Raw genomic sequence first — 14,468 nt, 5'->3', positions numbered from 1 at the left:
TTTGCTTTAAAATTTAAGTTCAAGACCAAAAGAATAGGTTCGCTGAATGGGATACGCCGTACCCAACCCCACACTGGCTTCATTTGCATCCGGATCTTTCTGCAAGCCTTCCGGGTCAAGCGTCTCGTGCAAATTGGTCAATTCAAACAAGTTCGTTCCAGCCAGATAAAGCCGTAAATATTTAATGCTGTTCTTAAAAAGATGCGTTGGAAAGGAATATCCGATGATCAGATTCTTCAACCGCAGATAAGATGCATCCTGTAAATACCGGGTCTGCGGAACACCCAAATCATTGTTACCTAAGGCAACATAACCCTGCGGTTTAGGGAAATAAGCATTTGGATTTTCAGGCGTCCACCGGTTTTCCACTACATGTTCCAATAATACTTGGTATTTCCGGTTATACGAGCTCCAGAAATTAGCCGTTTCGGCCGTTGGATAAATATCCCTTTTACCCACCCCGTTAAAAAAAGCACTCAGATCAAACCCTTGGTAGGCGAAGTTCAAATTAATGCCATATAAATATCGCGGCGTCGTATTTCCAATGATCCGATAATCACCATGATTGGCCAAGGTCCAGTCGCCACGATTAATTACGCCATCATTATTACTATCTTCAAACTTTATATTACCAGCGCCAACAAACTGTCTATAGCTGCTGGTTTGCAAAAGCGGGCTATTCTTGGCTTCCTCATCTGATTGAAAAAGACCCAAGGTATTTAAGCCCCAAATCTCACCGATTTCCTGTCCGACGTAGTAATCCCCTAAGTAGTTAGTAGGGTTGTAATAATCCGTAATAACCGCCTTATAATCAGAAAGATTAAACCGTATATCATAAAAGAAAGGTTTAGCGCTGCCGATCTTATCCTTCCAAGACAAGGTAAGTTCCCAGCCCCTATTTCTCAAGGATGCAATATTTTCTTTGGGTACGGCTGCGCCAAATACCGAAGGAAGTGAATAGATCGGTGCCAGCATGTTGTCTGTATTGCGCTGATAATAATCAAATACGACAGCAAGCTTGCTATTAAGCAATTGTATATCGGCTCCTAAATCAATGGTTTTCGAAGTTTCCCAGGTAAAATTTTGTGAGATGGGTGCAGGAGAACTCGTGTAGGCATACCTCTCGCCATTCAACATATAGGTAGATTGGCTCAGGGACAAAATAGACAGGTAGTCAAAAGAGCCTATATTTTGGTTCCCCAACGAACCAAAAGACCCCCGCAATTTAAACTCATTGACGAACGGTTTTAGCGATTCGAAAAATCCCTCTTCCGATACACGCCATCCCATAGAAAAAGACCCAAAATAAGCACCTCTCATATCCTTCCTGAATTTGGACGTATAGTTATGCATACCGTTAACCTCTAACAGGTACCGATTATTAAATTGGTAATTCCCTCTCAGAAATATACTTCTGTTTGCATAACCATCGTCGGTATCACTGGCATTGAAAATTCCGGTAGCCAAGTTTAAAGAATGCTCATCGATTCCCAATATTGGATTTTGGCGCTCTACCGTTTCGTAATGCTCGCTATATCTTTCAAAAGTCATCCCCCCGGTCAAGTCAATCTCATGCAAACCGATTGCTTTTTTGTAATTGGCATATGCGTTTACATTGAAGGTTTCTGCTTCCGTATTACTTTTATAAATTTTAGACGGACCCGCATCTGCATAATGAGACAATACAATATTCCGATTATTGAATGAGTGCGATAGGTACGGGCCTGTATTATCCCACCAACGATTTCTATACCAATGGTAATACATATAAGAGGCGTCTGCATGCAAGGTCAAACTTTTGTTGAGCAAGGATATATCCGTGCCAATCTGGTTCAAAAAACTACTCGTATTCGTTTTATATTCCGATTGGTTCTGGATGAATTCCTTATAGAAACCAATATCGGTTGGAATTTTTTCGCCATTTATGTCAATGTATTCCGGCAGTAGCGGATTGGTATTATCGATAAAACGCCAAGGATTAGAACTAAAGCCATATAAGTAGGTGTTTGGGATATCGTCGCGTCTCAAAGTAGCCGAGCTTTTCGTAAACACACTCACCTTATCACTAAACTGATAGGTCGTGTTTGATCGCAAATTATAGCGATTAATTTTTTCGGGTTTGAACTTCAGATTTCCCTCTTCATAGTTATAATCGCCCGAAACATAATATTTAAATTTGTTGGTGCCACCTCGCACACTTAGATGATGATTCTGTTCCGGTGAATATTCCCGAAACCATTCTTCATAGTAATTGATGACAGGCCCACCCAGCAGAAGCGTGGCTTTCCCGCCAATATTCTGCAAGTCATATAAAGGCAAGGTAGGATCAGCATTCACTAAAAAAGGATATTCTACCTGTGGTTCGGTGAAGTATGTTTGACCGATATTTCCGTTAAATTCTTCTTCCTGTATTTTAGTATAATCTAAACCTGTATATACTTTAGGAACCCGGGTAGCTTTCCCCCATTTAAAATTATTATTGTAACTAATCTCTGTTTTCCCGGCTATCCCCTGTTTACTTTGTACGAGAATAACGCCGTAAGCCGCACGTGCGCCATAAATAGCTGCGGAAGAAGCATCCTTCAAAAAGGAAATATTATCTATATCCTGTGGCGAAATATTATTAAACTCAAAAGAAGAGATCGGTACGTTATCCAGCAATATAAGCGGGCTGCCCCCATTAATAGAGGTTGTACCGCGAATATTAAAGGACGCACCCCTCCCGGGCTTTCCGTCGCTTATATTAACATTCAGGTTGGGCACTTGACTCTGAAGAGCCTCACCCATTGAAGTTAATTTATAACGTTCCAATTGTTCAGCCTCCACTTTATCCACCGCCCCCGTCAAATTAATCTTTTTCTGCGTACCGTACCCAACTACTACGACCTCATCGAGGCCTGCCATGTCTTCCAACAGGGAGATCGTGATACGCTGGTTACCGGCGATAGGCACCTCCGTTGTTTTATACCCTATCGACTTTGCAATCAACGTACCCGTAGATGGCACGCTTATTCGGAACAGCCCGTTCTCATCAGTGCTGACCACCTTCTTGGGATTCGATTGCAATGTAATGCTTACACCTGACAGGGGTCTGTTCAGCGTATCATTTACAATACCCTCCACCATCATTTCCTCTTGTTTATTGACCGATTCCGGAGAACCACTCCGCTTCTCTTTATCCTCATATACCGCAATCTTATTGTCAATCACCTTAAACACCAGCGGAGTATTCTGTAAGGCAAGCGTTAAGATTTTTTCTACACTCATCCTTTCATTTACTAAATTGACCTTCAATCCCTTGATGTCTGTTTCATTATAAGAAAACTGAAAATCTGTGCGCTTTTCTATTTCTCTAAAAACTTCTATCAGCGGCAAGTCTTGCCCAGCAATAGTTAGTTCGGTTGTTTTAATTGTTTGTGCCTGTACCGGGATATATATCAAGATTGATAATAAGAACGTTATCCCTATTACGCCATACCGTGTCGATCGCTTATACAAAATGGACGTTAAGGCTAGATAATTCAATATTTTTTTATGGTAATGAAATAAATATTCCATACTTTAGATTTTAAATAAAATAGTTTTACAGATTATTTTTTAGCTCGGTGTGTCTTGGCCGCGAACTAGGATACACCTTGTTTTTTCTCTTTATTGTTTTATTTGACCATCCTTCTCCTTTTTAAATTTTTACATTTTTTAATTACAACCTTTTCCATATATCAACACTTTATTGCCTTGCATACGCCATTCCACATGATTCACCAGGCTAATCACATCCATAATGCTTTTAAAAGAATCTTTCATTGAAAAAGTGGTTGTTATTAGGCAATTCTTCATTTTCTCCTCCTTAAAAACGATCTCTTTTCCAAATCTGGCTCCTAAGATATCGGTAAGACGAAGCAGGGGTTGATTTTCGATATGAAAACTATCCGATGACCATGCGGTAGCAGCTGAGGCGTCAATTGGAAAATCACGCAGGGTGTTGTTTACATAAACCGCTTGCCTATTCGGTGTAAGCACAGCAGAATGATCTGATGATGTTACGCGCACCTTCCCCCGCAAGAGTATTACATGTTCATTATCTCCAACGGTATTGACACTGAATGCTGTACCTAAGACTTGGGTTGTCAGATGCTTGGTTTGCACCAGAAAAGGGCGATTTGCATCCAACACAACATCGAAAAAAGCTTCGCCCTCCACTTGCAATGTGCGTTTTTCCGAAAAAGCCTCATGATACCGCAATACGCTCCCCTTTTTCAGTATTACCAGACTCCCATCGGGCAGACTAACATATTCCAAGTTATGCCGCGCCTGCACAGTAACATCCCATTCCGAATCGCTGTAAAACTGATATAAAACATACGTAGCCATTAGCAGCAGCGCCATGCAAGCCGCTGCAAACCACGGCAAATAAGAAGTATGTTTTTTACGAGGAAGCTTTTTAAGCGTACGGTCAATGCGCTTTAAGCTTTCTTCAGTAAGTGTTTTATCCTTCGTCTGCCGTTCTGTTTCCCATAACGCTTCGAATAAGCTTTCAAACCGCTCTTTATTATTCGGATTATCTAAAAGCTCGAAAAACTCTATTTCCTCCTCCTCATTCAATCTATTGCCAATATATTTGGCAAAAAGTTCATTTAGCCGATCTGTGTTCATTTGCTTGTATGACAAAGCTGAACATGGTACTGTACCATGCAGCAACTTTAATTTTTGATTAACTTTTGATTAAGAAATAGTACGTTAGCTGCTAGGTTGGCAGCGCTATTTGGATTATTTATTGATCAGAAGACCAATCAACAAAAAACAGGCATGTTCTGTTAGCAGTTTTCTTATTTTCCCGTAAGATTTTGTCAGTTGATTTCTCACGGTATAAGGCGATAGATCCAGAAATTGACCAATTTCATCCACCGTCATCCCTTTTTCGGTTTTCAGTTTAAAAATAAGCTTACGTTGCGGGGGCAATTGGTCTACAAGTTCATGAACGAGCAGGCTTAATTCTTTTTCGTGAATCTGGTCTTCCAAGTCGCAAATCTGCTTTTGGTTATCTGCATAGTCCTGTTCCCTCAACCGTCTTGCAGCGTGCTCTTTTAGTTTATTATAAGCATGATTTCTACCCATCGTATACAACCATGCGGATAATGATTCTACATGAGCAAAATCTGCCGCTCGTTCCCATATTTTTAAAAACACATCTTGCGTAATCTCTTCTGCCAGCATGCCTGACTTAACCAGCTTAAAAACAAAATTGAATACAAGGGGCTCGTACGTAAGCATCAAGTGTCTAAAAGCTTTGACATTGCCGGTCGCAATTTGGTTCAATAACTGCTTATCAGATGCATTTTTTAGCCCATTCGGAAACATATGATATAAGTTGATCTCGTATCAGCAAAGCTACCATTCGCATATTATCTAAATATTAATTCTTGTATTTCTAACCAGGTAAAAAAGACTCCGTTATATATTGGTTTTCTGACAGGTTTTGCATCGGTACAAGCATAAGGTGAATCGGATTTTTTAAGAAAACACGGAAAATACGCGCCGAAAAAGCCGTGAAAGTGACAGAATCAGCCAAAACACCTGGAATCATGGGAAATTTACAAGTCAAATTGCAAAGAAAGTTACAAGCCGGAAAGAGAAGGCCGTGCTAAATTTACTTTCAGACCAATTGATAGGATTATGAAAACAGAAAAGATCATTTACCTACTCAGCTCGCTACTAGCCATGCTATTTTTCTACGCCGTGGTTAGCAAAATGGTAAACTATCAGGAAAGCTTACGCGAAATGCACAATCAGGTGTTTCCGATTGCCATGGCCGATATACTGGTGTGGTTGATTCCATCCATCGAGCTTGGCATTGTTTGCTGCCTTATTTACGAACCTTTCAGGCGCGTGGGCCTATGGCTTGGATTATCTCTGCTAAGTTCGTTCTCCATCTACGTCCTATTAGGTGTAAACGAGGTGTTTGATCGTGTGCCTTGCAGTTGCGGGGGCATACTCTGGAAGAATAGCAGCTATTGGGATCAATTTTGGTTCAATATACTATTTATAGTCATGGCAGTTATCGCTTTATGGTTGCACTACCTAACCGATCGAAGAAGAGGGGGTGCACAGCCTCATCAACAGATCAGGAAGGAGGATAGCGTCAAACTTGCCTGAAGAGATAAAGCAGGGATGGCTTCCCCTGCACATTCAAAATGGAGACATACCTCGAAGATAGGAGCCTTGGAAAATCGAAGGGGCAGGTAATGTGCTCGTACCTGAGGAATTCAGCACGTGTTAACCGGTTAAATTTAAATATGATGAAAAAAGTATTTAGAAAACTGAATGCGTTAGCGTTAGTAGGTTCTTTGGTTGCCGGTGGTGTTGCTTACGCTGCCAATGTTAATCAAGACGAGCCCAACGTTTATTTCGATTCTTCAGACGCACAATGGAAGGACCTGGCAAGTATGGAAGAGGGTACAGACTATCTTTGTGATACGGAAATCAATCAATCTTGCGTTGGACACCGTGCTAACCCAACTGCCCCGGTTACCAATATCGAACCAGGGCAGTTTACCCCTTTGAATTAGAAAACGAGCGATAACTGCCGGCAGGGCTCTCTAATAGGAAGAGCCCTGTTTTTTTATCGTGGATTTTGTTCAATACCACCCAATTCGAGCTCATCCATTGCAATGGGAAAAACATAACGTGGATCGCCCGGGCTTAAAAGATATTCTACGCCTTGGTAATTTCTCTTTAAGGAAGTCTTAAACATTTCCTCCTGATTGAGCCTACGGAGATCAGACCAACGGGTTCCCCTCGTAAGCAGCTCTTTGCGCCTTTCCGATAAGATCATTTGCAAGACTTCGCCGTCTTCTAAATCTGTTGGAACGTTGTAAATGCGATCCTTCTTCCATCTCGTTCTCATCAATTGCGTCAAATCATCTCGTGCTTCCGCTGTGCGCCCTGCTCTTGCATAACATTCCGCTCGGATGAGATATAGTTCATCCGTGGCCAAACCGGTAAAGATAAATAAAGCACTTCCTCCATAAGAACCTTTGAACCGTCCGTTATTAAAGAAAATAAGCTTTCTTAAATCGTTGTCATCATATAGATCGTACAAATCTTCTACAACTCTGGTATTCGCTGAATTAAAAAATGTGTTGGTGATCCGGTCTGTGTAATAGATAATCTCTTTATTATAAACAGAACGCCCGGATGGGAAAGGGCTTGCGGCTACCGTATCCAATGTATTAAAATTCATTAGATCGTTCTGAAAAGACAGCGCCTTATCAGCAGCGTGAAGCGCTGTTTCATAATCAGCCATGGATAAGGTTATCCGAGCTAGCAAAGCCCACGCTGCCGCCTTTGTTGGCCTCGTTTTAGGTTCAACAGTAATAGGTAATAAAAGTTCCGCCTGTTGGAGATCATCGATCATCAACTGGTAAGTATCTTGTAAAGATGCCCTGTTTGGATGACTATTTACATCGGCACTCGTCCTAAGCGGCAAACCTAAGTCACTAGCTGCCCTTTCCGCATGATAAGGAGGCGTAAACTCCTGTGCCAAGTTGTAGTAGGCATAGGCTCGGCAAAAGAGCGCGGTACCGCGCAATCTGTCAATATAACGTTGATCGGGATTCCCCTTTATTTTTTCCAGGCCTTCTAAAACGATATTGGCATAAAAAACCTGTTCGTACATCCTGTTCCAATCCGTACTTGTAGCTCCCTCATAAATATCGTCTTGCCATAGATAGATATTTCGCGACAAATTTGCCAGGGATGGAATGCCATTTTCCGTCACGTAAAAATCGCCATCTGCTATCTGATTCATAAAAGGAGACACGCCAAATACATTGAAACTATTATCTAAAATCGCCTGAAAATTCTCCAAACTAGACGGCACCACTAAGGATTTGTTTGGCTTTTTATCCAAAAATTCTTTGGTACAGGATGTGTTCAAGAGCATCGCCACCGCGAGCAATCGTATTATTCTTTCCATAATTTCACTCATTAAAAATCAATTTTAACACCCAAAGCAATTGTCCGCATTGGAGGTGAGGCAACCCTGGCATAATCCGGATCCAGTTTCGTATTCGTCGCCTTCCAGAGAATCCCGATATTATTGGCATATACATACAATTGAGCGCTGCTAACTGGCAGTCGAGGCATGGTGGCCTTTGTTAGCCGGTAGCTTAAATTGATGTCCTGCAAACGAATATGGTCTGCCTTATCTACCAAAATTGCGGAGTTTGTGTAAAAAGTGTTGCGGCTTTGGATCGGCTCATCCGGCATGGAAGGAACTTGGGTAAATTGTTCATCTCCAGCCTGCCTCCATCTGTTTTCATAATCTCCGTGTCCTCCATAACCCAATAGCAGCGCATTGTAGTCAATAGAGGCCCGTCGAAAATAATATTTGAACCGATAGGAAATATTGACTGAAATACTCCATGCACCGTAAGAGAAGGTATTACGGAACGCACCAAATAGGCGCGGTCTACCGGCGCCCAGATAAACTAAGTTCTGCGGAGTAGCCGCAGCTAAGATTGCCGAGTAGTCTTGACTGGGCTCGCCATTCAGAACACCCAAAGGATCGCCCGTTGATGCATCCAAACCGGCCCATTGATAGGCATAAATCGCCGAAAGTGGCCTACCTTCCATCGGTGCAATAATATAATCATCCAGATAGGACGCTACAGAAAAAGACTGTTTATAATTGGTTACCTTCTCTCCAATGGCACTGAACAATAAATTATTGTCCCACTTTAATTTCCTATCCAGTATCTGCGCATTGATCACCAGATCCAGTCCATCGCCTTTCGTATCCGCATAATTTCCGGTAAAGGAAACAATACCTGATGATGGAGCATAAGGCCTCACGCCAATCAAATCCATACCATCCTTTTTAAAATATTCGATGCTACCGTTCAGGCGGTTGTTGGCGGTACCAAAATCTAAACCGAGGTTCACCACACGTACCCGTTCCCAGCGTAAATCAGGATTAGGCGGATTAAGAATGGTTGCATAAGGCAACCTGGTATTTGGATCGTTGCTGCTATATCGTGCCGTTACGAAAGCAGACATAGACTTATCGATATTTCCATTGTAACCAAAGGTGGCCCGTAACTTTAAGTACGGAACCGATTTAAACCAATAAAAGTCTTCATCACTTAACAACCAACTTAAACCCACGGAATAAAGCGGAACCCCTTTATTATTTGTTTCTACGCCAAACAAATTACTCTGGTCCAATCGGCCGCTTGCAGAGAGTGTATACTTATTTCGCAGTGTGTAGGATAAATTGCTATAATACGATAGAAAACGATCGGTCAATTCCCGCTGGCTATCCACATTCGGTATCCGGAGGTTCGTTTGGCCCGGATTCACATAAGAGGTATAGCTCCCTGTATAATCCACCGCAGCACTCGTTGCATATTCATCATTATAACCATAAAGCCTGTGTACGCCAACGACTGTACCCTGATCGCGCATTTCAACACCGGCAAGGCCGTTTATTTCATGCTCATCATTCCATTTATGTGCCGCATTCAACTGGAGCCGCAAGCTGTGCGTCTTCTGTTGGCTGGCTGTCTGATCCAAAATCCCGCCTAGGGGAATGGGCCGTTCTACACCGGCAGTACGCACGATAGAATAGCGATTGATCAAATTACGAACCGCATAAGCCTCTTGGGGCTGTAAGTTTCGCTGATCTGTTGCCGTTTTGGCATATTGATAAAAAGCCGATAGGCTAATTGCTTTCGAGAACTTGTAATTGAGGTTGCTGTTAATGCGATAGTCAGTGATGCGGCTACTATTATCTGCAAAGCTCAGTTCATCCAACGGTCGGTATTGCCAATCCAACAAACCATCGCGCAGGGCATTATCAACAAAAGACATTCGATAATCCTTTACAACCGCCAAGTGGTTCCCTTGGCCGTCACTAAGCCGCGCATATGGATATAGATCAATCTGCGAGCCATAGGCAGAAGTCATATTGACCGACGAAAAGCCATTTGTTTCCCTGCCACTTTCTGAAAAATAGATATCCGAGGTCAGCTCCAAACGTTTATCAAAAAACAGGTAGGTATTTTTTGCATTCAGCGAAACCCGACGATAGGCATTGCCCACCAAAGTTTCCAGATTACGGTCATAACCCGCAGAAAAGTAAAAACGCTGGTTCTCACTCCCCCCATTTAAGTTAATGGCATACTGCCGGTTAAAAGCATTTCGGTTAAGAAAACGATCATAATCATTCCGTACATCCTGCCACTTTAACTGCTCTATCTCCGCCTCTTTGCCTCCCGCTATTAACATCTCTACCACCGGTGTCAATGCATAGTTGTTAAGCGATTGCTCCGCATCTGTATAATAACCACGAGCGAACAGCAATTTTTCCACCTCAATATAATCTGCGGTAGAAATTTTAGGCTGGTAGAACTGATCAGGCTTTGCCGCAACCGTTATATTGGTATTAAAAGAAACGTTGGTTTTGCGGTTGAAACCCCCTCTCTTCGTCGTGATGACAATGACCCCATTACCGGCTCTGGCCCCCCAGATGGATGCCGCCGCTGCATCTTTTAATATTGTAATGCTCTCTACATCGTTGGGATTAATTGTATTAAAATCGCCTTCATAAGGGAAATTATCAATCACAATCAGCGGTTCCGTTTTAGCATTGATGGTACTTTGCCCCCTGATGGTAATAGGTGGATTCCCGCTGGCAATTGGCCCGCGATCAAAAATAAGCCCCGGCGTAACATCCTCTATCCTACTGAGGATGTCTGTACTGACCCGTCTATTTAATAAGCTATTATCCAATTGCACGAAAGAACCCGTGGCCCGTTCCTTAGGAAGCAATTGATAACCTGTATTTATCTCCACCGCAGCCAATTCACTGATCGCCGGTTCCAGTTTAACCCGCAGGGTATCTTGCATACCGTCGCCTATCTCAATCACCTGATCCAAATAGCCCAGATGCGAGATAACAAGCATACGCTCTTGGTTGTTTATTACTAACCTGAAAAAGCCGTTTGCGTCTGTACGTGTACCTTGCCTAGTGCCCCTTAGCCAGATAGAAGCCTGATCAATCGCCTTGCCATTGATGGCATCTTCCACCAGGCCGTGCACAACTACTTGAGCCCAAAGCAACGTGTTCGTCATCATACAACATGATAACATCAAAAAAATCTTCATCACATTCATGGTAATAGGTTTGGTTTATTGTTTTAAAACAGAGTCACTAATTTCCAGCACTTTTATATTACGTTTCACTTCTTTTAAGGCCAGATCATATTTGGCAAGCTCACGGTTCAGCTCGTCCACTTTGGACAGGTTGCAATCCAAGGTGAGCGTCACGAAATCCCTGTACCCTGTTTCATCAATCACCGGTGTGGGCAACATTTGTAAAGAAAAAATATTAAGGTCATCAATGAGGTTTGATAGCGGCCCGTTATTGATGGAATAGACCAATTTGGTACTTTCCAACCCTTCCCCGGGCTTTGCCTTCAACTTATCTATGTTGGATGTGCGCACCAGAGCTAAACAGCGCATTTTCTTTTTCTTCAAACGTGCACGGTACTGTGGAAATAAACGCGCTAAATCCGCTTGCATCATCCGGTAAAAGCGGCTATTCAACGCAGGCGGAACTTTCAGCTCATAGCAATACGCATATTTCATACGCCATTGCTTAAAGCTTTCCCCCTCTCCAGGCATGATCGGCTCGGACTCTTTTACCGTTAATAAAACACGGTTATCGCCAATGTAATCATACCTTTCTCCGTATGCAAAAGCGTAAATTTTATACAGCGGCATATTGGAAAGCGTTATCTTATCACCGTTTACCGAATCAATCTTTAAATGATAACCCGAAATACCCGGTGTATACTTCGCCAGCTGTGAAATATATTGCAACTCGTCACCTGTTCCCCCATTACCATCAATAAAAAGCGGTTTGGCATAATCTACCTTTACCCGTTTCTCATCGATCTTGAGCGGCAGCTTCACGTTTTTTCCATTCAATACCGATTCGATATTAGACTGATTTACTTCCCGAAAAGCTGTAATGGCCCGCACCCGCCCTTTATAAATCCAAACGTAATGCGGTAAGTAAACATGTGGAAAAGCCCGGTATAAGAAATTCTTACCATTAACTAATGGTATATGGAACTGTTGCTTTAAACGCTGTTCCAGTTTGGCTATAAAAGGCAATACCTGTTCCTCCTTTTGAGATGAGCAGGAGATAAATTGTACCTGCTTGCTAAATGTCTTTTGCAGGGAATCCATTTTAGGAATCATCGCTATACAGGGAGTGCACCACGTCGCCCAAAAATCAAGAATAATAAGCTTGCCTCTATAATCATTGAGTGTTATGGCAGTACTTCCCTCCTGCCCTGCTTTCACCATTTGCAAAGGCATATGCCATAAAGCCTCTGGAATGGTGTCCCCAATTTGTAACGGCCTAATAGAATCCGTGGATAAAGCCACGCCGTGGGCAGCCTCCAGGGAGGAGGACTGCCGGGCGTTTGCCAAACAAACACAGAACAAGATCTTTAGGGCTATAAGGTATACGGTGTAAGGTTTACGGGCACAGAGGCCACTAGCTCTTACCATCCCGACGTTGCGAAGTGCCGTCATTTCGACCTTGCGGAGAAATCTCCGAGCGTCGGTATTTCTACTGCAACGAATAAATCTATACGCGAATTCCCAGCACTTTTTTATGCAAATTTTAGTGGTAAAAAACCACCAAAAAGCGCCTTGAATACTTCTTAAACCCTGTTTTCCTGTAACTCGCGAGTTACAGGTAGTTTTTTCATTTATTTTTTGTATACAGTCAGTCGTGCTGACAGGCTTTACCACTTGCATCATCCTGATCCTGCTACAGATCGAGACGAAGGACCTTCGAGGATCTGGCATGAGCGCATTCATCATTAATAATTCACACTCCTGCCTACCGCAGGCAGGCATGATTAATGATGGCATGCGCGCGATGACCGTTTTATTTTTTAGTTTAAATTGGGCAAAAAGCTCCCTGATGTAGCTTGTAAAAAGCTTCATTTCTGTAATGATTAGGTTGTTTAGAAAATCTTTTAACGAGAAAATCTATCAGCAATTTTCGGCTGAAAGAAGGCTAAAGTCTATCTACTCAGGTGCAGATATAAGATTTTTGAGAAATTGCTTTTTTGGTTCCATGATCACCTTTTAAGTTTAATACCTAAAAAGCTTTAGAAAGGATATATATTGTGTAGGCTCCCTCCGTGCGCCCGACGCCCCCTAGGAGAGGCAGAAACCGAAGTTTCCAAGCATGCAACACGGAGAGAGCCCACATCTGTAGTTCAAATATACAAATAGTGGGCATTTTTCTCACCGCTGCTTTGCATGCTTTAAGATTTCCTAGGTCTGTCGAGCAAAGCTTTCTAGTTCAAAAATGCATTGTCCCAGTTTAAAAAACAGGATCATCCAAAGATAGTAAAAACTAAAATAATAACCAAATATTTTGGATTATATTTTAGCCTTCATAGGTAAATTAACCTATGGATAAAAACATATCTTTCCTAGTTGGTCAAAGGCTCAAGTTATTGAGAGAATTGCTATTATTTACCGTGGAGGAAATATGTAAAATAATTGGAATTCCACCCACTACATTAAGGAGAATAGAAAATGGAGACACGAATTCTATCGAAAAATGGATAAGTAAACTAAGTGATTTATATCAGGTAAATGAAGAAACTATTCTTGATGTTAAGAACCCCTTACCTAATTGGAAGACACTAAGACGAAACATACTTTCCAAACATAGAAACAAGAATTTCATCATTGAATCTATTGATAAAACTCCATATCCAAAGAAAGCTATCCAGTTTCGAGTCTTACAATCCAACTTTCTCAACTTATTTAAAAGCACTCAGGAGGTATTAGATCATTTGGTAAAAAGATACAACTGGACATATGATTATGAGAAAATTTTAATGGCACTTGACAGCTTGGTTGACGACGGCGTTTTAGAAATCGAAAACAAAAATCTGAATCCGCGAAAATTTAGAAAGTCTAGAAAACCAAATAAAGCTTTACAATCAATTCCTTCAGCTATTGTCATTAAATTAGAAGAATTAGTCAATAAAAACAAGATTGACTATGTTACCCCAATATATGACAGAATGGCTAATATGTTACTTGTCCTTAGAGAAGGAGATATTTCAAGAAGCAAATTGTATCAACGTATAGACTACAAGAACCTTTATAAGAATCATCAAAAATCGCTAAAAATTTTAGAGACTCTTATATTAGTGGAAAAAACTGAGGAAAAGCCTACAAGTAGCAAGCAGATGTATCGACTGACAGAAAGAGGTAGGAAGCTTTTAAGGGAACTTAATATTGAAGTGACTGGTTAAATTTCCACCGAGCACATACCGTCAGCAATAAAGATAAAAGAAAGCCAGCTAATTTTTTAGTTGGCTCGTGCAATTACTACAGTGTGCAGTCGCCGAAAGAAACCAAAA

The 14,468-nt window shown here is 41.7% G+C and carries 9 protein-coding genes; 3 read left to right on the top strand and 6 right to left on the bottom strand.

The window, feature by feature from the left end; genetic code table 11:
- Window positions 1-6: 6 nt before the first annotated feature.
- The 3 genes from E0E36_RS15265 to E0E36_RS15255 all read right to left on the bottom strand — a co-directional run bounded on the left by E0E36_RS15265 (window position 7) and on the right by E0E36_RS15255 (window position 5,358).
- Window positions 7-3,558 (bottom strand): SusC/RagA family TonB-linked outer membrane protein, encoded by a 3,552-nt coding sequence (locus E0E36_RS15265; protein WP_130856658.1) that lies wholly within the window; start codon window positions 3,556-3,558, stop codon window positions 7-9.
- Between the two features lie 138 nt (window positions 3,559-3,696).
- The gene (locus tag E0E36_RS15260; RefSeq protein ID WP_130856657.1) at window positions 3,697-4,653 is read right to left on the bottom strand and encodes a FecR family protein; all 957 of its coding nucleotides are present in this window, start codon (window positions 4,651-4,653) and stop codon (window positions 3,697-3,699) included.
- A 114-nt stretch (window positions 4,654-4,767) separates the two neighbouring features.
- Window positions 4,768-5,358: an RNA polymerase sigma factor gene (locus tag E0E36_RS15255; RefSeq protein WP_130856656.1), complete on the bottom strand. Its 591-nt coding sequence runs from the start codon at window positions 5,356-5,358 to the stop codon at window positions 4,768-4,770.
- Window positions 5,359-5,673: 315 nt separating this feature from the next.
- On the opposite strand from E0E36_RS15255, the gene E0E36_RS15250 reads away from it, so the two are divergent.
- Both E0E36_RS15250 and E0E36_RS15245 read left to right on the top strand, forming a co-directional pair.
- The gene (locus tag E0E36_RS15250; RefSeq protein WP_130856655.1) at window positions 5,674-6,153 is read left to right on the top strand and encodes a MauE/DoxX family redox-associated membrane protein; all 480 of its coding nucleotides are present in this window, start codon (window positions 5,674-5,676) and stop codon (window positions 6,151-6,153) included.
- Between the two features lie 140 nt (window positions 6,154-6,293).
- Window positions 6,294-6,566: a hypothetical protein gene (locus tag E0E36_RS15245; RefSeq protein ID WP_130856654.1), complete on the top strand. Its 273-nt coding sequence runs from the start codon at window positions 6,294-6,296 to the stop codon at window positions 6,564-6,566.
- 53 nt (window positions 6,567-6,619) lie between these two features.
- Here the strand turns inward: E0E36_RS15245 and E0E36_RS15240 are convergent, their stop codons facing one another.
- The 3 genes from E0E36_RS15240 to E0E36_RS15230 are packed head-to-tail and all read right to left on the bottom strand — an operon-like array spanning window position 6,620 to window position 13,026.
- Complete coding sequence (locus E0E36_RS15240; protein WP_165447003.1) at window positions 6,620-7,975, bottom strand: RagB/SusD family nutrient uptake outer membrane protein; 1,356 nt, start codon at window positions 7,973-7,975, stop codon at window positions 6,620-6,622.
- 11 nt (window positions 7,976-7,986) lie between these two features.
- Window positions 7,987-11,136 (bottom strand): SusC/RagA family TonB-linked outer membrane protein, encoded by a 3,150-nt coding sequence (locus tag E0E36_RS15235; RefSeq protein WP_165447002.1) that lies wholly within the window; start codon window positions 11,134-11,136, stop codon window positions 7,987-7,989.
- Between the two features lie 54 nt (window positions 11,137-11,190).
- Window positions 11,191-13,026: a TlpA family protein disulfide reductase gene (locus E0E36_RS15230; RefSeq protein ID WP_130856651.1), complete on the bottom strand. Its 1,836-nt coding sequence runs from the start codon at window positions 13,024-13,026 to the stop codon at window positions 11,191-11,193.
- 476 nt (window positions 13,027-13,502) lie between these two features.
- Here E0E36_RS15230 and E0E36_RS15225 point away from each other — a divergent pair, with 476 nt between their 5' ends.
- On the top strand, window positions 13,503-14,360 hold the full coding sequence (locus E0E36_RS15225; protein ID WP_130856839.1) for a helix-turn-helix domain-containing protein: 858 nt from the start codon (window positions 13,503-13,505) through the stop codon (window positions 14,358-14,360).
- The last annotated feature ends 108 nt before the right edge of the window (window positions 14,361-14,468 follow it).

It is taken from the genome of Olivibacter jilunii, from assembly GCF_900607235.1.
Lineage (GTDB): Bacteria > Bacteroidota > Bacteroidia > Sphingobacteriales > Sphingobacteriaceae > Olivibacter > Olivibacter oleidegradans.
Note: the sequence above shows the minus strand (reverse complement) of the source record. Positions and strands in the feature narration are given on the sequence as shown.